The sequence below is a fragment of the Rothia sp. P5764 genome, from assembly GCF_048512965.1.
Lineage (GTDB): Bacteria > Actinomycetota > Actinomycetes > Actinomycetales > Micrococcaceae > Rothia.
The window spans coordinates 1-22,104 of the sequence record NZ_JBLXXQ010000007.1 but is presented as its reverse complement, the minus strand read 5'-3'; the positions used below and the strand labels follow the sequence as shown (position 1 = coordinate 22,104).

Genomic DNA, 22,104 nt, shown 5'->3' with positions numbered 1-22,104 from the left:
CCCCAACCCTAGCGGGCAACTCACACCCTAACAATAAGTACTGATAGTCTTAGGGCAAGGGGCCATCCGGCCCGCCACACCAACAGAAGGGATCCCTCATGAACCCCCTCACAAAAATTGCAGGCTCGGCCGCCTCTCTAGGCGGTATCGCCCTGGCCAACAAGGTACTAGCCGCTAGCTGGGTTCGCATCACCGGCAACGAACCGCCAGAAAACAACCCAAATGAGGAAGAACGCTGGCGCGACATCATCCTCTGGTCACTGATCACCGGCCTGGTAGGCACCCTCATCAAGGTGTCCATCACCCGTGCCCAGCACAAGATTGAGACCAAGTCAAAGCTCAAAAACGGCGGGCAGGCAGAAGTCTAAGGCTGACCAGCTCAACTTTTTATCCGCCTTCTTAAACCGGCTCTGCGCCCGCAGGGCCGGCTTTTTTACGCCACCATCCACAGAAAACACTGTTGCACCTGGTGAGGCAAGTATCATAGACCCATGACTTCACCACACACCGGTAGCTTAGAAGCCAAGCCCCCAGCCCCCCGCTCCACCGTCTTCGCCTGGACCCTCTGGGACGTTGGGAACGCCAGTTTCAACGCGATTATGACCACCTTCGTCTTCGCGGTCTACCTCACCAGCAATACCGGCTTTGGCGATAAGGAACACAGCTCCGCTGTCCTCTCTTACGGCCTAACTATCGCTGGATTCTGTATTGCTCTTTTGGCGCCGGTTTCGGGCCAGCGAGCCGACGCCAGTGGCCGACGAGCCCTGTGGCTAGGCGTCAACAGTATGCTCCTGGCGGCAATTATGGCCCTCTGCTTCTTCGTCGCACCCGCTCCCCAATATCTCTTACTGGGCGTTGCTTTACTTTCCTTAGGTAACCTGGTCAACGAGTTTGCGGTGGTCAACTACAACGCCATCCTGCCAGCAATTTCTACTAAAGCAACCATCGGCAAAATTAGTGGCTCAGGATGGGCCGCAGGCTATATCGGTGGCATTGTTGCCCTGGGCATCGTACTCCTAGGTTTCGTCACCCCCGGCCTGCTGGGCATCCCCACAGACCAGGCCTACAACATTCGTGCCGTAGCGCTCTTCTCAGCGGCCTGGGCATTTATCTTCTCCCTACCGCTCATGCTCAAAGCCCGTTCACTGCCCAAACCCGAACGCGCACCCCAGGAAAAGGCAAGTCTTCTCGACTCCTACAAGGAGCTCTTTGCCACGGTCAAGAAGCTCCGCAAGGAAGCACCCACCACCCTCTACTTCCTGGTCTCCTCAGCGGTCTTCCGTGACGGCCTCAACGGCATCTTTACCTTCGGTGGTGTCCTGGCAGCAGGCTCCTTCGGATTTAGCACTAACCAAGTCATTATCTTCGCGATTTTCGGCAACATTGTCGCCGGTGCTGGCGCTATGCTAGGGGGCTACCTCGATGACGCTCTCGGCCCCAAACGGGTCATCATTTTCTCTCTGAGCGCTCTCATCGCTGTCTCCCTTCCCCTGCTCATCTGGCCCTCCACCACCATGTTCTGGGTCTGCGGGCTCACCCTCTGTGCCTTCGTAGGACCCGCCCAGTCAGCCGCCCGCTCCTACCTCGGCAGGCTCACCGAGGAAGGCAAGGAAGGCGAGATTTACGGCCTCTACTCCACCACCGGACGCGCCGCCAGCTTCCTGGCACCGGGTCTCTTCGGGCTCTGCGTGACCCTGACCGGCAACCAGCTCTGGGGCATTTTAGGTATCACCCTCGTCCTCTTTGTAGGCCTGCTTCTGATCATCCCCATCAAAGATCCCAAAGTCAGAAAATCAGCCAGCTCAGCTAACAGCTAGGACCAGGCAAGGTAAGCTCACAACAGCGCCGGAGCTAGCCCCCCAGAAGAACAAGCCCCGGCTACTTTAGGCCCTAGACAGCCTGAGATACCGGTCCCGGTATAGTGCCCAAAAAAATTCAACCGACCAGCTCAATAATTCCAGCACCCACCAGGTGCTCAAGAGCCCTATCAAACTCAGGGCGAGGCACCGGGCCATACAGCGTCACCATCACAGCGTGTAAATCATCGGCGCTCAAGGGGTGCGCCAAGGCCTCCCAGATATCCCACCCAATCAGAGATGTCCGGGTGAGCTTGCCCTGAGAAGCCACCAAGAAATCCTCCCCCGTTTCAAGCCCACTCGTGCCCGGTGCACGCCGGTAGCAGACCCCAGAAACCGAATTCACCTCAGCCTGCCCGGTTTCTACAAAGGTGTAGTCAGCCTGATGCGAAGCCAAATCCAGCTCACCGGCAAGCAGATCCTGAAAGAAAACCAAAGTATCAGTAATCTCACTGTAGGTTAGCCGAATAGCGCCACCCACCGAATTCACCAGATCCGCAAACTGCGCCAACCCCCGCGGCATTCTCTGAACACCAGACGACTGCTCCACCAGGGCAAAGAGCGCCTCAGCCAGAGGCACCCGCTCCCAAGACAGGGCCGCCTTACCCGCTTTATCCCGATCCAGAATCACCAAGTAACCAAGCCTAAAATCCTGGTCCGGCTCAGCCACCGTCAAACCGCGCTCAGCGGGGTCATACTGCTTCTTAGCCTGCCCCACCTCCTCAATAACCGACAGCGGCTTAGGGTAAGGGCTAACCCGCAAAGTACCGACATCAATAACCGCTGTCTCATCACTCAAATAGGTAAAATGGCGCCCCAAAAAGCGTGCGGCGGTCGTCTTACCTGTCCCTGATGCCGCCACCAGAGCCACCGTCTGCCCGGTCTTAGGGCTAGCCAAGGCAGCAGCATGAAGCAAATGCTTACGCCCCGCATAAGCTTTGAGCAGGTGCATCGTGACCTGCACAGTCAGCGTTTCAGCGGCCCAGGCAAGATTGCGCGAATTAATAACACTCACCTCTAGAGCCCTCGCATAATCCGCCTGAACCTCACTATCCGATCGAGGGCTCAAGACCACCAGACGGATACCATCAATGACCTGGGCGATACCGTCCTCAATCTGCTCAGGCTCCAGAGAAGCCCAGGCCTCACACGCACCGTCCCAGAGCTGAGGGTTAGGATCCTCAAAGCAAATCAAGACCGGAACACCGGCAGGACGAATCAGCAAACCGCGCATATAAAACCTCCGCTAGCTCTGGTCAGGGGCAAGAGGAATAGTAGTGCGGTGAAAGTTCATATAACTCCGTGAAGCAGTAGGCCCACGCTGCCCCTGATACCGGTTCCCATAAGCGCCCGAACCGTAAGCATGCTCAGTGGGGCTAGTCAGCTTAAAGAAACACAGCTGGCCCACCTTAGAACCAGGCCAGAGCATAATCGGCAGGGTAGCCATATTCGACAGTTCAAGGGTCACATGCCCCGAAAAACCAGGGTCAATAAAACCCGCCGTAGAGTGAGTCAAAAGGCCCAGACGCCCCAGGGACGACTTACCCTCCAAACGGGCCGCCACGTCATCGGGCAGGGTAACCTTCTCGTAGGTTGCGCCCAGCACAAACTCGCCGGGGTGCAAAACGAAAGGTTCGTCGGGGGCAACCTCTACCAGTCGGGTCAAGTCTTCTTGAGGTTGGCTAGGGTCAATATAGGGGTACTTATGGTTATCAAAAAGCCTGAAAAAACGGTCAATACGAACATCAACCGAGGCAGGTTGAATCATTGACTCATCGTAAGGTTCAAGGGCTATACGCCCCGCCTGAATTTCTTTGCGGATATCCTGATCAGAAAATAGCACACTTCCAAAATACCGCACACAGGTGCTCAATGAGCTCTCCAACAAGGTACAGGTATCGAAAGGTTGCGTGAGGCCACCAGGCCGCCAGGCCACCGGGTAGGCATGGTGCCTGCCAACCTCCCTTAACGCCAGCCCCGAGCCAGTTGGCAGGCACCATACCCACCCTCCCTTCAAAACCAGCCCCGAGCCAGTAGGCAGGCACCATACCCACCCTCCCTTCAAAGCCAGCCCCAAGCCACTTGGTAAACATGATGCTCACTAAACTGCCCTCAGGTGGCGAGCCCCACCCTTTTACCGGGGCGCTCCTGCGCGTAGGCTAAAAGTAAACGATTTCCTCCCTTAAGGCAGGCTATGAACCCCCTTGTGCTCTGCACCCTCATCATCATTGTGACCCTGGCCGTCAGCGGCTACGCCAAGGTCAAAGAACCAACCAGCACAGTCACCGCGATCGTAAACCTCAAGCTGAACAGATTCCTCCCCGTCAAGCTTGTTGCCCGGGTACTTCCCTGGGCTGAGCTGGCCCTCGCGGTGGCCCTCCTGGTGCTCCCCGGCACCTTCCAAATCCTTGCCGCCCTAGCTTCCCTTGCACTCTTCGCAAGCTACTGGGCAGTTATCGCCCGTGCCCTGGTACAAGGCAACACCGCAAGCTGTAACTGCTTCGGCGGCGCCTCAACCGCCCCCACCTCAGTCTTTACTCTCATTCGGAACACCGCTCTCTTCTTGGCCTCAGCGGGTGCGCTCATCGGTGCCCTCAACACCGGTGGCTCTGCTATTACCCAGCTGCTCGCTCTAAATTCAGCTGGTTGGCTCTGGCTCATTGGTGCCTTTTTAGCTTCACTCACCCTATGGTCCATCAACCGGGCCGAAAGCCTGAAAACACCCCCTAGCCAGCAGCCAGAGCAAGCACCCCCGGCGGCTGCCGCTCAGGCAGAGGACGACTATATCCGCACTCCCATCCCCTACTCCGCTCTCTACTACCCCGCGGAGGATCCCACCTCTTCTAGAGACGGCACCGGCCAGCAAACCAGCCTCCGTGACCTGGCACTAGCCCAGGCCCGCATCATCATCTGGGTCTCCCCCGGCTGCGGACACTGCCACAAGGTGGTAAACAAGCTCGCAGGTTGGCAGGAGCAAATCCCAATGATTGCTCTTCACCCGGTAGTTGCTAGCGGCAAGGACGTCAGCGCATTTGCCATGGCGCCCCATATCCAGGTCCTCATTGACCCCGGCTTTATGACCCGCAAACTGTTCGGTCAGGGAACCCCCGGCGCCCTAGCGCTGGGCATGGACGGTCTTCTAGCCGGCGGACCTGTCACCGGGGGTGACAATGTCATCACCTTTGTCGAAGACATCATTACGGAAGTCACCCAGGACTACCCCAACCATGTCCAAGACGGTTCCTCTACTCCTGACGGTACCCGCCAAGCTTAAGCGCGTCCCCTCATCCCTTCATGGGGTAGATCAGATTGAAAAGGCCGGTCTAGCTCATCAACCGAGCTAGACCGGCTTCTGCTCAAATAGCCTGTGACCCTTGCCCAATTTAGAGGATACTGAACTGCTGTAGAGTCTCCTCTGGTAGGAAAGCCGCCACCGCCAAGGCAATCAGGAAGGCTAAAGAGATAGCGCCGAGTACCGTGGACTTCCAGCCGGGGTGAAGCTCATTGAAGGTTACAAGCCCGGGGTGCTGGGTTTTCATCTGGGTTACGTTAATAACCTTGTATACAGTGGTTTGCGGTGAGATAGCTGTAGCAATGGCGCGCATAGTCTTGGCGTCCCAGATACGCCCATCAAGACGGAAAATCCGTTTCTGCTTCGAATTAAGAGCCCACAGGGCTGGGGCCCCTTTGAACCGTAAAGCAGCGATACCCTTTAGTTCTTTACCCGATGCTTGTTTGGGGGTAAGGCGCTCAGCCAGAACGGTATGTTCGATGTCGGCAAGGGGAACAGTTTCCCAGCCCACGAGTTTGCCCCGCAAAATATGGCTATTGGTTTTGACAATAATCTGGGGTCGTAAAACGGAATAGATAGCGCAAATAGCTCCCAGGGCAATAAACACCAGTATGACCATCACGATAGGGGTGGGGCGTTTAGTCAGCATGAACCAGATGCAGGCTAAGGCAAGGACGGTGCTGGGGACACCGGCGATAAGCCTGCGATGGTAGGAGTGGATACGAGGGTGGTAGATAGCCCTTACTTGGCCGTATTTCTCGGGTACTTGGTGCACGTGTTCTGCCATGGCTCTACTCTATCGACATAGTCGTGCCTCTCCGGGCACAACCCGGCGTGAGCTACATTTAAAGGGTGCATTTTCGTTCTTCTGTTGATCGTGTCCTTGCCTACTGGGTAATGGGGGTTGCTCTTGCTATCCTCCTAGCGCTCGGCTCTCTCGCTCTCATTAACCGGCTGGTGTACGGCCCCGAGGGGCAGGTTCGTGCCTATTTTGCGGCTTTGCGGGAGGGGGACGGCGCCAAGGCACTCGGCATCTTGGGGGTTGAAGCACCCGATGCTGGAGCGGCTGTGCTCGACGGCAAGGGGCTTAAGGCGGCAGTTGATTCTCTGCACAATGTTGATTTGACCACCCTAGAAATTACCGATGGAGGGCAGAAGGCCACGGTTCGGGCCTCTTATACTCTGGACGGTCAGGAGGCCAGCACAGATTTTTCTCTGCACAAGGTGGGCTCCCACTGGGGTGTATTCGATAGCTGGAACATAGATCTGGAAGAGCTACCCACGGTTAAGGTGGAGTCTCCCATGGTGCAGGCGGCAACCCTCAATAATGTGAAAGTAGCTATTGCCGACGGCGATGAGGACTTTGGTGCTTTCTTTCCAGGGCTTTACACCGTGACCTATGAGTCAGCTCTGTTCTCTGCAAGTTCTGACCGGGTGGCACTCACCTCAGCCGAGGGTGAGCCGACACTGAAGGTGGCTTTGGAGCCCTCCGATGCGGCTAAAGCCTCAGTTCAGCAGCAGGTGCGGACCTACCTTGATAGCTGTGCCACCCAGAATTCGCTCTACCCTGCCGGGTGCCCTTTTGAGTATGACTTCACGGGCCGGGTCAGCGGGAACGTGACCTGGACGATTAAGGAGTACCCGGAGCCAGCAGTGAGCCTCGATGGCAATAGGTGGAAGCTCGGTCCGGGTAAGGGAATCGCTGAGATTTCGTTTACACAGCTTGATCTCTACACCGGTAAGACTAAGCAGGTCACGGATCAGGTTCCTTTCAAGCTTTCAGGAAGGCTAACTACTTCTGACCAGACCATTACCTTTACACCGGCTACGTAACTTATTGGCTTTTACGGAGCTCATCTCACTGTCTGCCCTCCTAGGAGGGCAGACAGTTTTCTATGGGTTTTAACTGTGGGATATGTGCCTTGCTCATGCGGTGTTCGCCAACTGGCTCGGGGCTGGCGTTTAGGGGTGTTGACGAACACCGTATGAGCAGAGGCAATAAGCCCCCTAATTAACCCCGCGCAGATCAAGCACCAGGTCTGATTCATCTCCCGGGTCGCCGGTCACAACTACAGGTAGCCCCCAGTCCTGCTGGTAGAGATGGCAGGCCGCGTGATCCGGAATCTCACCCCCAGGTTCCCCATCACAGGCAGCCGCGCGGGCGGTAATGTGTAGGACCGCTTCGGTAATTTCTGGGTTGAGGCGCAGGGTGCGGGTGAGCCCCTGGGCGGTACCAGCTCCCTCCAGGATGAAATTTTCGGGGGTGGACGAAATCTTGAGCTGGGTGGGGTCGCCCCAGCGGGTGTCGAGTTTCTGCCCGGTGGGTGCGCTGAAGCGGGCGGTGAGGTTGAGGGTGCCTCCGGTGAGACGGGTAGAGTTGCGGGTGACCTGAGCGGTGCCTTCGTCCACGTGTTGTATGGCTTCAGGGATGCTGATGCGCACGAGCTGGTGGGCGTTGGCTTCTACTGCGATGAGGCGGGAGCCGCCGTCATGGGTCTGTTCTACGATCAGGTCGGAGGGTTCTGCCAGGCCGCGTGCCAGGGTTCCTAGCTCCCCGCTGGCAGGGTCAAAGCGGCGGATTGCGCCATTGTAGGTGTCGGCAATGGCGATGGAGCCGTCGGCTAGTTCGGTCAGGCCCAGGCAGTGTTGCAAGCGGGCTTGGGGGTGGGGTCCATCGACGAAGCCGAAGTCGAAGAGGCCGATGCCGATTGCGGTGCTGACGGTGGCTTCTGCGCCATTGAAAGTGATGTGGCGTAGGGCGCTGGTTTCTGAGTCGGCAACCCAGATGGAGCCGTCAGCGCTTTCGATGATGCCGGAGGATTGGGCGAACCAGGAGTCTGCGGCGGCACCGTCTTTGAGGCCTTCGGCACCGGTTCCGGCGAAGACGTCGAGTTGGCCGGTTTCGGGGTTGTAGCTAAAGATTTGGTGGGTTCCGGCCATGGCGATGAGGAAGGCTCTGGCGGTGCGGGAATAGACCAGGTCCCAGGGGGATGAGAGGGCCACGGTGAGGGGGTCGGCGCCGGTGGCAATGTAGTTGGGGTCTTGGCGAGCGCTTTGGCCATCGATCAGGCGTTGAGTTCCGCTTCCGGCCAGGGTGGTGACTTCTCCGGTAGCTAGCTGGAGGCCGCGGATACGGTGATTGACGGAGTCTGCGATAAGTACGTCAGCGGCAAGTTCTTGGCGCAGGTGTTTGGGGACGAGGGCTAGACCTTGAGGCTCGTTGAAGCGGGCGGTGGCGGCGTTACCGTCTGCGTAGCCTTTTTCGGTGCCGCCGAAGGTGGCCAGGGGGGTTTCGAGGTCTGTTCCTAGGTGGACGAGCCGGTGGTGGGCGGTGTCGGTGACCAGGTAGGTGCCATCGACTCCTGCGAGGTCGGCGGGCAGGGCCAGGGCTTTGCCGGGGAAGGCGAAGGTGCCTTGGGCTTTGGGGCGGGGAACGTAGGGTCCGTCGCCGCGGTGGAGGGTGCCCTGCACTTCGTGGGTTTGGACGAGTTCTTCGACCAGGGAGGTGAGCCCTTGGACGTGGCCTTCGCCGGAGAGGTGGGCGATGATGTAGCCTTCGGGGTCGATGACGACCAGGGTGGGCCAGGCCCGGGCGGTGTAGGCGGCCCAGGTCTCGAGGTTGGGGTCATCGAGGACGGGGTGGGTGATGTCGTAGCGGTCTACGGCGGCGGCGAGCGCCTGAGGGTCTGCTTCGTGTTCGAATTTGGGCGAGTGGACGCCAATGGTGACGAGCACGTCGGAGTATTTTTCTTCGAGGGGGCGTAGTTCATCGAGTACGTGCAGGCAGTTCATGCAGCAGAAGGTCCAGAAGTCCAGGATGACGATTTTGCCCCGGAGTTTTTCGAGAGAGAGTTCTTGGTCACCGGTGTTGAGCCAGCCTCTACCGACAAGTTCTGAGGCACGGACTTTGCTCTGGCGTGCGGCTGCATGATCTGCCATGGGTGTACCTTTCGTGTGTGCCCTGTGGGCGTTCGGTTTGTTCTGTACCAGCCTATCCAAGGAGCTGGGTGGCGGTTATTTGTTGCGCTCTGTGTAGTGGGAGCCGGTTATAGAACTCAACTGTGCGTAATAGTTGCGTAACAGCTAGGATTGTCTGCGGTTGCTACCGTTGGTGGGGCCTGACCACGGGGGAAGTTTTTCCGTATGCCGATGGTTATGTTTGGGGTGCGTGCCGGTTGGTGCGCTTTTACGCTAAAGAAGGTTCATGTGAGCTCTCCGCATCAAGCTGGTTCTTTACCCCCGGCTTCTCAGAAGCTGGCGAGGTCCTTGCGGCCGCGTCACCTGTCGATGATTGCCCTGGGCGGGGCGATTGGGGCTGGTTTGTTGGTGGCTTCGAGTACGGCCATTGTGACTGCTGGTCCTGCGGTTATTTTGACCTATCTTTTGGCTGGTGGTGTGCTGGTTTTGGTCATGCGGATGCTGGGTGAGATGTCGGCCCGGACTCCTGAGACGGGGTCGTTTTCAGTGTATGCGCGACGTTTTATTGGCCCGTGGGCTGGTTTTTCTGTGGGTTGGCTGTACTGGTGGTTTTGGTCGGTGACGGTGGCGATTGAGGCTACGGCGGCGGCTCAGATTGTGACGGCGTGGCTGCCTGCTTTGCCCCAATGGTTGCTTGCACTGGTGTTTGTGCTGGCTTTTATGGGGTTGAATCTGCTGTCGGTGCGTTCTTACGGTGAGGCTGAGTTCTGGTTTTCGTCCATTAAGGTGGGAGCTATCGCCGTCATTATTGTGGTGGGGGTTCTTGCCCTGCTGGGGATTATTCCCAGTTCCACAGCTTCTTGGGGTAATTACTCGGCTTCTGGTGGGTTCTTCCCTCACGGTGGGGGTGCCGTGTTTGCGGCCCTGCTGGCGGTTATTTTTTCGATGTTTGGGGCTGAGATTGCCACGGTGGCGGCTGGGGAGTCGAGTAACCCAGCGGTTGCGGTGACTAAGGCTGTGCGTTCGGTGATGTTCCGGGTCCTCTTCTTCTATGTGGGGTCTATGGCGGTTACCCTGCTGGTGATTCCGTGGACGGCTGTGACAGGTGGTGTTTCGCCTTTCGTGACCATGTTTGAGGTGCTGGGTATTCCCTGGGCTGGTTTGGTCATGAATGTTGTGGTGTTGACTGCCTTGTTGTCTTGTTTGAACGCTAGCCTGTATGCGGCGTCCCGCATGGTCTTTGCTTTGGCGGAACAGGGCGATGCTCCGGCAACCTTCTCCCAGGTATCGAGCACCAGGGCCCCGCAGAACGCTATTGTGCTCTCTTCTCTCATTGGGTTGGCCTCGGTTCTGCTCAACTATTTCATGCCGGATCAGGTCTTTGCGCTGCTGGTGAATTCAACCGGTGGGGTAGGCATTTTTGTGTGGTTGATTGTGGCTGTCTCCCACCTGCGGAGCCGCCGTTTGCTCCCTGCCCGGAGTGAGCAAAGTGCTCTGTACTCCCCCGGCTGGCCCTGGGTCAACTACCTGCTGATTTCGGCCCTGGTGGCCCTGCTAATTTATATGGGGGTTACGGAGGCGCACAGGCTAGAGGTGCTTATTTCGCTGGCTGTGGCTCTGACTCTGTCGCTGATTGGTTTTCGGGTGCATACGGGTGGCCCAGAGAACGGTATAAAATAGCCAGATTTTTTGGGGACAAATAGTGGGGACAAAACCCAGGCGTACGGAGGATACTGGGGAGTAACCCCTGGTCGATAGAAGCACCTTGTCCCCATATATGGTGGGACGTCCAGGCTTTTGACAGAGAACCCCCATGTCACCTGCATACCTACTGGCTATAGTGATGGTAAAGCAGACCTGCGGTTGGTCTTCCCACTCTCTACCGCCGGTAGCTCTTCCCACCTGTCCCTGCTGTTTGGAGGCTCCCCATGACTCAACAGACCGACTCTTGCCCCTCATCTGCCCTATACCAAAAAATTGCCAGAATTTCTGCCCGCTTGGAGCAGGTCACCCCGCAGTTCGATGGGGCTGTTTCTGTTATTTCTCCTGCTCACCGCGCTGAAAGTGATGAGCAGAGCGCCAAGCCCTGGGGCAAGGCATCCTAGGTTTGATGAGCTATCACCAGCTCATATTGGCGTGGGGCAGGTCTTGTTGAAGACCTGCCCCACTTTTTTTGCCTAATGCTGGCGGGAGTCCTCATCAGCGAGCTTGGCTAGCATGTCGTTGTAGGCATTGAGCTCCGCGTTGCCGTCGCGGTCGGCTTGACGATCCACACGGCGCTGGACTTTCTTGTCGTTCATTGACCATTGGACAGCCACCGATACGGCAATCACCATGGTTGGTATTTCGCCAATTGCCCACATGAGTGAGCCACCTAGCTGTTGGTCCTCGATAGCCGATAGACCCCAGGGCCGCCCTAGGTTCCCGAACCAGGAGGCTTGAAGGAGGGTATCCATTTGCATGATGGCGATCCCTACAAAGGCGTGGTAACCCAGGGTCGCGATGATCAGCAGAAGTCGCATGAGGTGGGCTGGGCGGTAGGGGATGGGGTCGATCCCGATGAGCACCAGGCTAAAGATGTAGCCGGTAATCAGGAAGTGAATCAGCATAAATTCGTGGCCTACATGGTAGCGGAGCATGACCCCGAAGAGCGGGGTAAAGTAGACAACCACAATGGAGCCAGCAAAATTCACCGCCGCGAAGATGGGGTGGGTGATGACCTTTGACCAGCCGGAGTGAACCAGTCGCAGGATCCATTCGCGGGGGCCGCGGGTGCCGTCCTGCCGTGGCTCTAGAGCGCGCAGGAGCAGGGTAATGGGGGCTCCGAGCACCAGGAAGATAGGGCAGACCATGGTCAGGAACATGTGCTCAACCATGTGTGCTGAGAAAAGTACACGGGCGTAGACCGTCAGGGCACCAGAGGTGATGTAGAGCAGGATAAAAAGCCCGAAGAACCAGGATAGGGTACGCCCGATGGGCCATTTACCGCCCACACGGCGAACTTTGAGCAGTGCCCATAGGTAGGAAAAACCTGCGCAAGAGATGAAAGCGACCCAGAACCAGTCAAAGCGCCACTGGGTGAACCACTCGGCTACATGGGGTTCGGGGGGCATGTCATAGAGGGTGATGATGCGGACCGGTTCCGCACCGGTGGGCAGGGTTTCTGGGGCAGGTGGCGGGGTACGTGAGAGGGAAACGGCTAGGCCGCTGGTGATGCCCATGAGTACCAGCTCGCACAGGATGGCTGACCAGATGCCGCGTGCCGCCCCCAGGTTTCCTGCCTGCATCTGGGGTATTAGGCGCAGGCGGTGCATAGCGCCCAAGGCACCCAATGCCAGGGTCAGGGTGAGCTTGGCTAGTACCAAGGCACCGTAGGTGGTAGTGAAAAGTTCACCTAGGTGGTTGAGCCGTACCAGGGCGTTCACCATACCGGAGAGTAAAACCAGAATAAAGCCAAAGAGCGCAAGAGTTGAATAACGGCGTAGAACAGCAAGGGCCAGTGGTGCCCTGCGTGAGGTGGCGGTTTCTTGCCCGCGTTTGGTTTCTACCAGGGTGCCGCTACCGGCGTCCTTTGCTGAAATTGTGCGGCAGATGTAGGCCAGGGTGATGAGCCCGCCGCACCAGAGCACCACGCCGAGTAGGTGCAGTCCCAGAGAGTTCACAGCTCCCATGTGGTCATCACCGCCAGAAGAGTGACCGCCCAGGGCCATGGTGACAATTCCTATCAGGGAAAGGCCAAAGGTTAGGAGTAGGCCGGTCAGGGACCGCACAGCAAAAACCAGGGTAGCGACGACTGCCGCAACCACAATCATGGTGGCCTTTTCTTTACCCGAGTCGATGGTGGTCATGAAGCTGATCAGCTCGGAGGTGTAGTCTGCACTCCCTGAGGGGGCACGGCCCGAGATATCGGCATAGCTAAAAATCAGTACCGCGATAGCGGTCAGGGTCCAGGTAACCGAGGCCGCTGAGGCCAGGTTCATGATCGCGATGAAGGCCGGGTGCTCTGGACGGTGCAGGTTCTTTTCACGCTGGCGGGCAGTAGATGCATGGGCCATATTGACGTTGACCCGCCCCCGCGCAGAGTCGAGGAACCGAGGAACCAGCCCCAGAGCAAACAGCAGGGCACCCATGGTCGTGGCCATAGCAAAGTTTTGAACTGTCTCAGCTACGGGTAGGCCCCAGCGCACTACCGGGCCGGCATCGGCCAGGTCGGTGCCGGTGTTAATACCGGTCACCGCCATGCTGAACACCAGGGCCACGAGGGCTACAACGGGGAAAGCCCAAATCAAGTTTCCGGCAAGCCCCTCCCCTATGCCTGCCGGTCGAATCCGGCCTGTGGTCGGTGAGCTGTCGGATCCCCGCGATTCCTTGCCTGTCTTCTGCGCTGTCATGGTGTGTGTCCTGCCTTCTCTCTCAAGCTAAGTCTGCCTGGGGGGTGGTTTAGCGGAAAAGGCTCTCGCCGATAAACCCGCCTTCGGAGCACCCGGCGGGCAGGGCAAAGACCGCAGACCCGATCGGAACGGTCCAGGTGTTGAGCATATCCAGTTCAGCCAGCCGTTGCTGAATGGGAAGGAACTGGGTCAGGGGGTTAGCCTGGTAAGAGCAGAAGATGAGGCCCGATGAGCTGACCCCGCCCTCTGCCTGGTGGTGCTCAGAGAAGCCTGAGGCGTTCTGGACTGGCTCGTCGTAGTTGTAGCCCCGGCGGAGTATCTGTTCCACCCGTTTTTGGGGCGCAGCCCTGCGAATGTGGGCGTAGGGCGCAATGACGGTGAAGCCCATGTCGTTAGTTGCCGACAGGTCAGCGGGGTCACGTTCCTGGGTGCCGGTTAGGGGCGCGCCGTTGGTGAGGTTGCGCCCGATAGCGTCCTCGCGGGCAGGACGATCCGCCTGGTCCCAGGTATCCAGGTTCATGTGAATACGTCGAATCACCAGGGAGGCCCCGCCCTCTTCCCAGGGGCTCAGTTCCTCGTGCTTACCCCAGACAAAGGAGTCCATAGAGCCGTCCTGGGCGGATGGATTGATGGTGCCGTCCACCTGCCCAAAGAGGTTGCGCATGGTCTGGCCTTGGTTTTGGCTGCCGTAGGCGCGGCGGAAGCCCTCCTGAACCCAGCGTACCGACCCGAAAGTACGAATGTTCTTGAGCAGGACGCGCTGGGCATGGGCTAGGGTAAAACGGTCGTCACTGCACAGTTGGAGCAGTAAATCACCGTCCTTCCAGCGGTCTTGGAGCTGATCAATCTGCTCAAAAACGGGCAGGGGTTTGAGCCAGTCCGGTTTCTTTTCTGGGGCAACGATGTCAAAGATGCGTTCGCCAAAGCCGAAAGTGACCGTCAGGTTGGCAGGAACCAGAGCTAGCTCTGGTTCCTGATCGGTCAGGGGTGCGGTCCCCCCGGCCAGGCGGGCCGCATCAGCGGTAAGAATCCGCAGTAAACGGCGCACACCCTCGCGGTCTAGTCCGCTGTTGAGGTCAATAGCGATAAAAGAGGCGTAGCTGGGGGCTGGCGTGTCGATGCCAGCCTGTCGGGGTCCATAAAAGGGAACCTGTGCGCTCTGAAGCGGCGCTGTAGTTTCGGCCTGGTTCTCAGTCTGCTGGGCACCGGCGTATTGGCTGGCAAGGGTAGCGGCAACACCCGTTCCCGCGCCCAGGGCCCCGGTTAGAGCTAGTCGACGGTCTATGCCCCGGGGTTCTGGTGAGTCTTGGCTTGTCTTGTAGCTGGCGTCGTCCTGTGCCTTATCTGCGCCGCCCAGGGCCCGTTCTAAGTCCTCATTAAATGAGCTACTCATGGTGTTTTCCTTTGGTGGTACCTGCCCCGGTAACGCGGTGCGGAACCGGGGCAGGTCAGTAGCTAGCGTGAGCTAGCTAGGGTTGGGTTAGGCGCACTGTGGCAGGGTTGCTTCTGCGCTTGCGGTGCCGGAGGTGTCCATGGAGTGCATGGAGTGCATGGAGTGGTCGGTGGAGTCGCCCATGGTTTCAGCAGCAGGGCTTGTTGCCTGACCGGGAGCGTATTCTTCCTTAGCTCCACTGTAGTCACGGACCTCGGCGTCAAAGCTGTATTCACCAGCTGAGGTTTCCAGTGTGATGGTGTCACTTGCACCGGCAACCAGTGAGCACTTCATGCCCATGAGCATGATGTGGTCGCTACCGGGTGCCAGTTCCAGGGTTGCGCCGGGTTCAATGGTGAAGCCACCCTCTACTTTCTTCATGGTGCTGGTTCCGGTAGCAGAGTCGATGACGGTGGTGTGAAGCTCCACCATACCCGCAGCGCTGCTCCGGGCACCGGTGATAGTGATGGGCTGGTCGCCGGTATTGGTGATGCGGGCAAAGGCACCGGTCATATCGCTGGTATTGGCTTTGATCCAGCTTTCTTCTGCGACCAGGCCGGTTTGGCTGGTGGCGCTGGGAGCGGCACTGGCGGCAGATGAGCTTGCAGTAGCGGTGGCGCTACCGGTGGCAGCGGTCTGGTCTGATGAGCCGCAGGCGGTCAGAGCGAGCAGGGCGACAGCTGCCAGGGCAGCAGGGCGGTAAATCTTATGTGATGACATAGTGAAATCTTCTTTGTTTAAAAGTTGGTGGGTTTACTTGCGCTTAGTTTTAGCGAGTACGACGGTCAGGGCAGTACCAAGTGCGGCTGCCGCAACCACAGCAAGAACAATTTTCATGGGGGTCGAGAGCCCCTCTGTTGCTGAGGCTACAGGGTCAGATGCAGCGACGTTCGATGCCGCTGAGCTACTGGGATTGGTAGCAGTGACGGTTGACCCAGCATCTGTGCTTGCGCCCTGACCCACATCGTAGGTGAGGGTTCCCTGGATCGGGTGACCGTCGGATGAGACCACACGCCAGGCAACGGTGTAGGTCTCGTCCTCATCACCTGCTGTCAGGCCCTGGGTTACGCTTGTTCCCTTAACCTGAGGGTCACCCTGGGTAACGTCTTCCCCGGCTGCGTTGGTCACACGTACCTGGTTGGCACCGTCCATCTGCATGATGTTGCCGCTAAAGGTGAGTTCTAGCTGGCGGGGAGCTTGGGACAGGCTAGAGCCGTCCGCAGGGTTCGTGGAGATAAGCTCGTCATGGGCCGTCGCGGCGCTTATTCCCAGCAGGCTGGTGCCTGCCAAAGTGGCTACCGCTAAGAAAGCACGAGCTGTTGTTGAGGCTGTATGAGCCTTGGTCATTATTGTTCCTTGCTATCGCATCGATACATAAGTTGTTAGGGGTGCATAGCAAGGGCGGGCGGGCCGCGCGTCAGCCGGCAGGTGCCCAGGGTAGCGCCCCTTATTGAGCCTGGGCGCTGAAAACCGGGGATGTGGTGTTTGGCGGGCAAGAAGCCGCGCAGATGGAAAGGGGTGAAAAATCTCTGTGCCGCTTTGAGCAGAGCCCTGAGCAGGGAGTACATCTGCTCACCGTAGGCCAGCACAGCGTAGGTGGCTAGAGCAGCACAGAGGTGCCCAAACCACATGGCTAGGCTCTGAGGCTCGGCATGAAGGGCGCTGACCTGCAGTTGCGCGCCGTGGATGTGGCTCGTATGTACTTGACTGCCGGCCGTCAGGGTAGCCGACTGGCTGTGGCTGTATAGCCCGTGAAGTAGGCCCTGTCCGGCTAGTACACCAGTAGCCAAACTGAACTGACTGAGTTTGACCCGTGTAGCCCCTAGCGTCAGGAGAGCAGCCAGGGAGGTAGCCAGAGCAAGAATCAGGGGGTTGGGCAGGTGCCCGCCGGCAAGCAGGTGAGAGCTTGCGCCGAAGCCAGTGGCTGCGCAGGCAACGAACCAGGCGCGTATGAGCTGACGCTGGCGCATAGTTTCTCCCCTCCCTCGTGCTGTAGGTCAGAAGATTAAAGCTTTGGTCCCAATCTTCTGCGGTGGCCTACCCCGGAGAAAAATTTATCTGCGATCCTAGGAACGCCCGGGGTTACAGGCTTATTATCTCACAGGCTAGTGGTCTCAGGCCCCTCGGCTTGGTCCTGATTATAGTTTGAGAAAGCAAAAGGGCCACCCCGTACTCGGGGTGGCCCTTTTCAAAGTCTGCTCAAGAATTTACTTCTTGGAGGAGACTGCTGCCTTCAACTTTGAACCAGCGGTCAGCTTGACGCCGTGACCAGCAGGAATCTGAATGGTTTCGCCGGTCTGGGGGTTGCGACCGGTACGAGCTGCACGGTCAGTGCGCTCAATGGCCATCCAGCCGGGGATGGTGATTTTCTCGCCCTTAGCAACAGATGCTTCAAAGACCTGGAACAGTGCGTCAAGGACGCCGTTCACTGCAGCCTGGCTGGTGCCGGCCTTCTCTGCTACCTCTGCTACGAGTTCGCTACGGTTCTTAGCCATGGAATGCTCCTCCTGAGACTTTACAAAAAGTGAGTGGCTTGGGTTAGCCCTTTCACAAGGCTAACCGTATCAGCTACAGATTACCAGCTTGACTTGGTAACACCGGGTAGCTCGCCACGGTGTGCCATCTCGCGGAAGCGGACACGCGAAATGCCGAACTTCTGGAAGGTGCCACGGGGGCGGCCATCGATCTGGTCACGGTTACGAAGACGAACGGGTGAAGCGTTACGGGGTAGCTTCTGGAGACCCAGGCGGGCTGCTTCGCGCTCTTCGGGGGTTGCGTTTTCGTCAACCAAGGTCTTCTTCAGTTCCAGACGCTTTTCAGCGTAGCGTGCAACGATGACCTTGCGCTGCTCGTTGCGAGCAATCTTGGACTTCTTAGCCATTGTTTAGCGCTCCTCTCGGAAGTCAACGTGCTTACGGACAACGGGATCGTACTTCTTGAGAACCATACGATCGGGGTTGTTACGGCGGTTCTTACGGGTAACGTAAGTAAAGCCGGTGCCCGCAGTGGACTTAAGTTTGATGATAGGACGAACGTCCTTAGCCTTTGATGCCATGTTTAGATCTTCTCTCCGCGTGCAAGAATGTCAGCAACTACTGCGTCGATACCACGTGCGTCAATCACCTTGATGCCCTTTGCAGAGACGTTCAGGGTTACGTTGCGACGAAGTGAGGGTACGTAGTACTTCTTCTTCTGCACGTTCGGATCGAAACGACGCTTGTTGCGGCGATGCGAGTGCGAAATGCTGTGTCCAAAGCCGGGAACAGCTCCGGTCACCTGGCAGACAGCTGCCATAGTTTTCTCCTCCAAATGTTGACGAAATGACGGTACGCAGTTGGCGCTTACCAGCCGAAGCCGATAATCAGCAATGGGCGTCCCGTCACCTAATAGGTAGAGCACCGGGTTATTCTCCAAGGCTAGAGTGTTTGAGACTCATCTTCGGGTGAGAGGCCGAAGTGAATCCCCGCCGCGGGAAAAACGGTGAAGCTTAGGCGAACGAGAGGTGTTGCCACCACTACGAACAGCCTTAAAGTCTAGGTAATTACGGGAAACCACGCAAGCTCAGACCCCAATAAAAAGCTTGCGACAGCCGGTGCTGGGCTACCTGCTCCGGTCTTCGCAAGCTTAATCCTCGGGCCCAAATTTGCGCTTGAACCTTCCGTCAATTCTACCGTTTATTTAACTTTTCGCAAGTCATTTCAGGCTTTAATCGGCACTCTCAGGTTCTTTATGCGCGTTTTAAAACTCGCGCTCTCACAAGGGCAAGGAGCTAAATTACACGTGTGTAATCTTGAGTGTGACGTTAACTTCTTAACTCTTTTAATCCTTTAAAGGAGCTGTTAATCTACCTTCTACCCCTCTTCGGGGAGCGCATCAAAGCGGGTCCATTCGGGGTATTTGGGCGCGATGTTGTCGCCGGAACTTGTTCCGCGCAGACGGCGGCCGATCCAGGGCACCACAAATTCACGGGCCCACTTTGCATTCGCCAGCGCCTCCTGGGCGCGGGTCTGAGGCATTGATTCGGGTACGACGGGGTCACCAATACGGATATTCTCAGCGCTCAGGGTTTCCAGTGCCCGGCGGGCAACCAGAGTATGGCCAGCAGGGTTCATATGGAGACGGTCCGGTGCCCAGTACCTCAGATCTCTCAGCTCGCGCATACGCCAGTAATCGACGATAGCCACGCCCCGGTCCTCTGCGACTTCACGCAAGAGCTCGTTGAAGAGCGCCACACGGGCCCGGTTGCCGCTAAAGAAGCCCTTGGGTCCGGGGTCAAAACCGGTCATGGTAAAGACCTCAATATTTTCGTCGCGCAGAGTTTTGAAGGCCGCATCATAATGTTGGATGAGGGCATCAACATCGAAGCCTGGGCGGAGTGAATCGTTGCCGCCCCCAATCAGGCTGACCAGGTTAGGTTTAAGCTCAAGGGCGGGTTCTAGCTGCTCTTCAATGATAGGCACGAGCAGGCGGCCCCTGATTGCCAGGTTAGCGTAGAGAGCCTGGGGGTCAGCCAGCATAAACTGTTCAGCCACCCGGTCGGTCCAGCCGCGTACACCGTTGGGGCGCTCGGGGGCATCGTCGCCTACGCCTTCGCTCAGAGAGTCGCCCAGTGCTACATAGCGGATACTTTCGTCGCGGCCAAGAACGGACATCATGGGTGTGCCTCTCAGATGTAAATGCTCAGTACACCCGCCACTTTACTCCTTTTTGCAGAGATGCAAAGAACTCTTGCCCGTGATATCAGTCCCCTGGCTTTCTGCTATCCCCTGCCTCCATTGGCGCTCCAAGGATTTTACGAGTCTGAGAGCTCTCTGCTCTTGCCCATTTCCTTACCCTGTACCCAGTAGGCGTGCACGTACATAAAGTCTTTGGGTATTTTAGCTTCTTTGAGTAGGTAGCGACGGGTGGGTAACAAGACTTTTGCTTCGCAGACTAGGTGGGGGTACCAGCCCTTCCAGTCTGTGCTTTGAGCTTTCTCTAGCAAGGTTTCAGCGCTGGGTTGGATCCACTCAATCGTGATGTTCTGATGGTGGCGTAGCGGGATTTGGTGGTGGCTGGGTTGCCAGTCTAGCAACCAGACTTTGAGTGGGAAGCTGTCTGCCAGCTGGTCTGCCAGAGCATTGACGTAGGGTATGCCTGCTGCGTCTGCCACAAAGATGAAGCCTTCAGGCTTGTTTGGGGGGAGGGAGAAGGGGCTTGAGCCGTAGTAGGAGGCTTCAAAACGGTCACCGGCAACGGCAGTTTCTGCCCACCGGCTGGCTGGGCCGGCGGGTTGGTGTAGAAGAAAGAGGAGGGTGAATTCGCCGGCTTTGGGGTCGATGTCGATCATGGTGTAGCCACGCATGACTTCTTTGGCGGGGTGGTCTGGGTCTGGGAACCAGCAGCGCAGGTATTCCCCTTCAGCCGGGGTGTAGGTTCTGAGGAACTCTGGGGAGGATATTCGTAAGGCTTTCATGGTAGGGCTGTGCATCCAGGTTTTAGTGACGGTGCAGGGGAGGTCTTCTGCCCGTAGGAGTTTCAAAATTGCCCCGTTAATGCCCCTGCCCATTGCGGTGCCCCTTCCTTAGCCTGTCTTTAGATTGAGCTGGTCACAAGTCCAGCCTGTTCTCATTCTGTATTTCTTAGGCTACCCTAACTTAGCCGAGGAGTTTAGTAGATCAGGGAGCAGTTTCCGAGCTCGCGAGGAAAGAAAACTGCGACCGAATGGTCACCGGTTGATGGTGCACTCTTCGGTCGCAGTCTTAATCTCTATTTCAGAGCCCCCTACCGGATTCGAACCGGTGACCCCCTGTTTACAAGACAGGTGCTCTGGCCAGCTGAGCTAAGGAGGCAACGACATCCTAGTATACCGGATATTACTCTTATACGCATATCTGGTAGGAGCTTGGGGTCTTGCTTCTAGCCTTCTAAGCCTCAGCGAGTAACTTGGGGTGAGGATGCCGTCAGGATGGGGCTAAGTTTGCCAGCTATTCGCTGATCTTCTTATCGGTGATTTTCTGGTTGATCCACTGGGAGAAGTCAGCGCTGGTAGCGTTGTAGAGGTCTCCGTCTGCGAAGATCGTGGGGGTTCCGCTAATACCGTTGCTTGCAGATTCTAGGGTGACAGTGTTGATGAAAGGGCGCCAGGTGTTGTTGGCGACATCGTCCTTAACATCTGCCCCGTACTTGGAGGCAATATCAACCAGTTCTTCGTTGGAGAGGCCACCTGTGCCCTGGTGGGAGAAGATTTCGCGTTGGAAGTCTAGGTACTTGTCGGCCGAAACCTGGTTAGCTACCGAGTAGGCTGCGTTGTTGGCTCGTGAGGAGTAGTAGGTGGGGCTGTGGGCGTCCAAGAAGGTCAGGTTACGGATTTCTAGGGTAATCTTGCCGCTATCTACTAGCTGCTGAATTTCGTCACCGTAGGTGCTCTCAAAGTCTGCACAGTGGACGCAGTCAAAGTCCTGGAAAATGGTTAGTCGGACGGGTTGCCCATTGTCTTTTGCTTGATCTGGCAGGGCCACACCCAGGGGCATAGCTGTCTCTTTACCATCAATACTGGTGTAGGTCGCCTCCGACTTGCCGAGGTCCTGACTGTCCCGACTTTCCTCAGCGCTTGCACCTTGGACGATTCCGTCTTTGGTAAGCACAATGCCACCGTACTGGTTTGCAGAGGTGGGGACAGGCCCTGCTTCAGGAATTTTGTTACGGTTGCCGTTGATTACAACAACTGCAACGATAGCGATGATAAGGGCAATAACACCGAGGACGGTGAACTGGATCCAGCGAGTGGATGACTTAGCAGATTTCTTAGCCTGTTGGGCTGCCAGCTGGCGGGCCTTCTCACGGGCATCTGCTGCAGAGCTTGTCTTGGACACAGCTATGCTCGCTTTCTGTATAGGTTTCTGATGTTTTAAGCCTACCTTGCTTTGGAGCCGATAGTCCCCTAACTTCCGCCCTAGGCTACTTTCCTATGAAAATATTGGGGTTAGTATCAGCCGGTTGTGAGCTGGAAGGTTTAGCTAGCTGTTCGGACAGCTGAGAACAGCCGTCCTTCTTAGAGACAAGCTGTACCAAGGTCAGGGCGGTGACAGCCTGTGGAAGGCCATTGCGTGTGGTTCTTGCCAGCCTGAGCTTCTGAGCGGCACTCGGCATGGTAGGGCAAGCCTTCAATAAGCTCACAGCATATAACTCTTTAAAGCAAAAAAGGGGGGGCAGGTCACCAAACCCCACCCCCCC

At 57.3% G+C, this 22,104-nt stretch carries 22 protein-coding genes and 1 tRNA gene; 6 read left to right on the top strand and 17 right to left on the bottom strand.

Features of this window, described 5'->3' with window-relative positions:
• The first annotated feature begins 98 nt into the window (after positions 1–98).
• Together ACN08Y_RS09510 and ACN08Y_RS09505 are read left to right on the top strand one after the other, a co-directional pair.
• Positions 99–368 carry a DUF4235 domain-containing protein gene (locus ACN08Y_RS09510; RefSeq protein ID WP_419099974.1) on the top strand — a complete coding sequence of 90 codons (270 nt, stop codon included), beginning with the start codon at positions 99–101 and terminating at the stop codon, positions 366–368.
• 123 nt (positions 369–491) lie between these two features.
• Positions 492–1,817, top strand: a complete 1,326-nt coding sequence (locus tag ACN08Y_RS09505; protein WP_419104346.1) for an MFS transporter — start codon at positions 492–494, stop codon at positions 1,815–1,817.
• 118 nt (positions 1,818–1,935) lie between these two features.
• Here ACN08Y_RS09505 and ACN08Y_RS09500 read toward each other — a convergent pair whose 3' ends face one another.
• Both ACN08Y_RS09500 and dcd read right to left on the bottom strand, forming a co-directional pair.
• The gene (locus ACN08Y_RS09500) at positions 1,936–3,090 is read right to left on the bottom strand and encodes a hypothetical protein (protein WP_419112518.1); all 1,155 of its coding nucleotides are present in this window, start codon (positions 3,088–3,090) and stop codon (positions 1,936–1,938) included.
• Positions 3,091–3,102: 12 nt separating this feature from the next.
• Positions 3,103–3,699: a dCTP deaminase gene (gene dcd / locus ACN08Y_RS09495; RefSeq protein ID WP_419099977.1), complete on the bottom strand. Its 597-nt coding sequence runs from the start codon at positions 3,697–3,699 to the stop codon at positions 3,103–3,105.
• 351 nt (positions 3,700–4,050) lie between these two features.
• Between dcd and ACN08Y_RS09490 the strand changes: the two genes are divergently transcribed.
• Positions 4,051–5,130 (top strand): MauE/DoxX family redox-associated membrane protein, encoded by a 1,080-nt coding sequence (locus ACN08Y_RS09490; protein WP_419112517.1) that lies wholly within the window; start codon positions 4,051–4,053, stop codon positions 5,128–5,130.
• Positions 5,131–5,239: 109 nt separating this feature from the next.
• On the opposite strand, the gene ACN08Y_RS09485 is transcribed toward ACN08Y_RS09490, so the two are convergent.
• Positions 5,240–5,935 (bottom strand): hypothetical protein, encoded by a 696-nt coding sequence (locus ACN08Y_RS09485; RefSeq protein WP_419099979.1) that lies wholly within the window; start codon positions 5,933–5,935, stop codon positions 5,240–5,242.
• 65 nt (positions 5,936–6,000) lie between these two features.
• On the opposite strand from ACN08Y_RS09485, the gene ACN08Y_RS09480 reads away from it, so the two are divergent.
• The gene (locus ACN08Y_RS09480) at positions 6,001–6,981 is read left to right on the top strand and encodes a hypothetical protein (RefSeq protein WP_419099980.1); all 981 of its coding nucleotides are present in this window, start codon (positions 6,001–6,003) and stop codon (positions 6,979–6,981) included.
• 174 nt (positions 6,982–7,155) lie between these two features.
• Here the strand turns inward: ACN08Y_RS09480 and ACN08Y_RS09475 are convergent, their stop codons facing one another.
• Positions 7,156–9,087: an NHL domain-containing thioredoxin family protein gene (locus tag ACN08Y_RS09475; RefSeq protein WP_419112516.1), complete on the bottom strand. Its 1,932-nt coding sequence runs from the start codon at positions 9,085–9,087 to the stop codon at positions 7,156–7,158.
• A 267-nt stretch (positions 9,088–9,354) separates the two neighbouring features.
• Between ACN08Y_RS09475 and ACN08Y_RS09470 the strand changes: the two genes are divergently transcribed.
• Together ACN08Y_RS09470 and ACN08Y_RS09465 are read left to right on the top strand one after the other, a co-directional pair.
• On the top strand, positions 9,355–10,746 hold the full coding sequence (locus ACN08Y_RS09470; RefSeq protein ID WP_419112515.1) for an amino acid permease: 1,392 nt from the start codon (positions 9,355–9,357) through the stop codon (positions 10,744–10,746).
• Between the two features lie 248 nt (positions 10,747–10,994).
• The gene (locus ACN08Y_RS09465) at positions 10,995–11,171 is read left to right on the top strand and encodes a hypothetical protein (protein WP_419099983.1); all 177 of its coding nucleotides are present in this window, start codon (positions 10,995–10,997) and stop codon (positions 11,169–11,171) included.
• 72 nt (positions 11,172–11,243) lie between these two features.
• Here the strand turns inward: ACN08Y_RS09465 and ACN08Y_RS09460 are convergent, their stop codons facing one another.
• The 13 genes from ACN08Y_RS09460 to ACN08Y_RS09400 form a co-directional block, all read right to left on the bottom strand.
• Positions 11,244–13,457, bottom strand: a complete 2,214-nt coding sequence (locus ACN08Y_RS09460; protein WP_419112514.1) for a cytochrome c oxidase assembly protein — start codon at positions 13,455–13,457, stop codon at positions 11,244–11,246.
• A 49-nt stretch (positions 13,458–13,506) separates the two neighbouring features.
• Complete coding sequence (locus ACN08Y_RS09455) at positions 13,507–14,850, bottom strand: Dyp-type peroxidase (protein WP_419099985.1); 1,344 nt, start codon at positions 14,848–14,850, stop codon at positions 13,507–13,509.
• 87 nt (positions 14,851–14,937) lie between these two features.
• The gene (locus ACN08Y_RS09450) at positions 14,938–15,609 is read right to left on the bottom strand and encodes a copper chaperone PCu(A)C (RefSeq protein WP_419105451.1); all 672 of its coding nucleotides are present in this window, start codon (positions 15,607–15,609) and stop codon (positions 14,938–14,940) included.
• A gap of 33 nt (positions 15,610–15,642) precedes the next feature.
• A complete protein-coding gene (locus ACN08Y_RS09445) occupies positions 15,643–16,236 on the bottom strand; it encodes a copper resistance CopC family protein (RefSeq protein ID WP_419112513.1) in 594 nt (197 codons plus the stop codon).
• Between the two features lie 35 nt (positions 16,237–16,271).
• Positions 16,272–16,859, bottom strand: coding sequence for a hypothetical protein (locus ACN08Y_RS09440; RefSeq protein ID WP_419105452.1), 588 nt, complete (start codon positions 16,857–16,859; stop codon positions 16,272–16,274).
• Between the two features lie 237 nt (positions 16,860–17,096).
• Complete coding sequence (locus ACN08Y_RS09435) at positions 17,097–17,384, bottom strand: HU family DNA-binding protein (protein ID WP_419099989.1); 288 nt, start codon at positions 17,382–17,384, stop codon at positions 17,097–17,099.
• Between the two features lie 80 nt (positions 17,385–17,464).
• Positions 17,465–17,770: a 30S ribosomal protein S14 gene (rpsN, locus tag ACN08Y_RS09430; RefSeq protein WP_419099990.1), complete on the bottom strand. Its 306-nt coding sequence runs from the start codon at positions 17,768–17,770 to the stop codon at positions 17,465–17,467.
• Positions 17,771–17,773: 3 nt separating this feature from the next.
• Entirely contained in the window at positions 17,774–17,944 is a 171-nt protein-coding gene (gene rpmG, locus ACN08Y_RS09425) for a 50S ribosomal protein L33 (protein WP_185173514.1), read from the bottom strand.
• Positions 17,945–17,946: 2 nt separating this feature from the next.
• Entirely contained in the window at positions 17,947–18,183 is a 237-nt protein-coding gene (gene rpmB, locus ACN08Y_RS09420; protein WP_083090534.1) for a 50S ribosomal protein L28, read from the bottom strand.
• Positions 18,184–18,740: 557 nt separating this feature from the next.
• Positions 18,741–19,544 carry an SGNH/GDSL hydrolase family protein gene (locus ACN08Y_RS09415; protein ID WP_419112512.1) on the bottom strand — a complete coding sequence of 268 codons (804 nt, stop codon included), beginning with the start codon at positions 19,542–19,544 and terminating at the stop codon, positions 18,741–18,743.
• Positions 19,545–19,681: 137 nt separating this feature from the next.
• On the bottom strand, positions 19,682–20,437 hold the full coding sequence (locus ACN08Y_RS09410; protein WP_419105453.1) for a siderophore-interacting protein: 756 nt from the start codon (positions 20,435–20,437) through the stop codon (positions 19,682–19,684).
• Between the two features lie 209 nt (positions 20,438–20,646).
• Positions 20,647–20,720: transfer RNA gene (locus ACN08Y_RS09405), tRNA-Thr, on the bottom strand.
• Positions 20,721–20,855: 135 nt separating this feature from the next.
• On the bottom strand, positions 20,856–21,743 hold the full coding sequence (locus ACN08Y_RS09400) for a DsbA family protein (RefSeq protein WP_419099994.1): 888 nt from the start codon (positions 21,741–21,743) through the stop codon (positions 20,856–20,858).
• Between the last annotated feature and the right edge of the window lie 361 nt (positions 21,744–22,104).

Excerpts from the sequence above, each read along its gene's own strand:
- ACN08Y_RS09510 (WP_419099974.1), top strand. The coding sequence starts at position 99 with ATGAACCCCCTCACAAAAATTGCAGGCTCGGCCGCCTCTCTAGGCGGT.
- ACN08Y_RS09505 (WP_419104346.1), top strand. The coding sequence starts at position 492 with ATGACTTCACCACACACCGGTAGCTTAGAAGCCAAGCCCCCAGCCCCC.
- ACN08Y_RS09500 (WP_419112518.1), bottom strand. The coding sequence starts at position 3,090 with ATGCGCGGTTTGCTGATTCGTCCTGCCGGTGTTCCGGTCTTGATTTGC.
- ACN08Y_RS09490 (WP_419112517.1), top strand. The coding sequence starts at position 4,051 with ATGAACCCCCTTGTGCTCTGCACCCTCATCATCATTGTGACCCTGGCC.
- ACN08Y_RS09485 (WP_419099979.1), bottom strand. The coding sequence starts at position 5,935 with ATGGCAGAACACGTGCACCAAGTACCCGAGAAATACGGCCAAGTAAGG.
- ACN08Y_RS09475 (WP_419112516.1), bottom strand. The coding sequence starts at position 9,087 with ATGGCAGATCATGCAGCCGCACGCCAGAGCAAAGTCCGTGCCTCAGAA.
- ACN08Y_RS09465 (WP_419099983.1), top strand. The coding sequence starts at position 10,995 with ATGACTCAACAGACCGACTCTTGCCCCTCATCTGCCCTATACCAAAAA.
- ACN08Y_RS09460 (WP_419112514.1), bottom strand. The coding sequence starts at position 13,457 with ATGACAGCGCAGAAGACAGGCAAGGAATCGCGGGGATCCGACAGCTCA.
- ACN08Y_RS09455 (WP_419099985.1), bottom strand. The coding sequence starts at position 14,850 with ATGAGTAGCTCATTTAATGAGGACTTAGAACGGGCCCTGGGCGGCGCA.
- ACN08Y_RS09450 (WP_419105451.1), bottom strand. The coding sequence starts at position 15,609 with ATGTCATCACATAAGATTTACCGCCCTGCTGCCCTGGCAGCTGTCGCC.
- ACN08Y_RS09445 (WP_419112513.1), bottom strand. The coding sequence starts at position 16,236 with ATGACCAAGGCTCATACAGCCTCAACAACAGCTCGTGCTTTCTTAGCG.
- ACN08Y_RS09440 (WP_419105452.1), bottom strand. The coding sequence starts at position 16,859 with ATGCGCCAGCGTCAGCTCATACGCGCCTGGTTCGTTGCCTGCGCAGCC.
- ACN08Y_RS09435 (WP_419099989.1), bottom strand. The coding sequence starts at position 17,384 with ATGGCTAAGAACCGTAGCGAACTCGTAGCAGAGGTAGCAGAGAAGGCC.
- rpsN (WP_419099990.1), bottom strand. The coding sequence starts at position 17,770 with ATGGCTAAGAAGTCCAAGATTGCTCGCAACGAGCAGCGCAAGGTCATC.
- rpmG (WP_185173514.1), bottom strand. The coding sequence starts at position 17,944 with ATGGCATCAAAGGCTAAGGACGTTCGTCCTATCATCAAACTTAAGTCC.
- rpmB (WP_083090534.1), bottom strand. The coding sequence starts at position 18,183 with ATGGCAGCTGTCTGCCAGGTGACCGGAGCTGTTCCCGGCTTTGGACAC.
- ACN08Y_RS09415 (WP_419112512.1), bottom strand. The coding sequence starts at position 19,544 with ATGATGTCCGTTCTTGGCCGCGACGAAAGTATCCGCTATGTAGCACTG.
- ACN08Y_RS09410 (WP_419105453.1), bottom strand. The coding sequence starts at position 20,437 with ATGGGCAGGGGCATTAACGGGGCAATTTTGAAACTCCTACGGGCAGAA.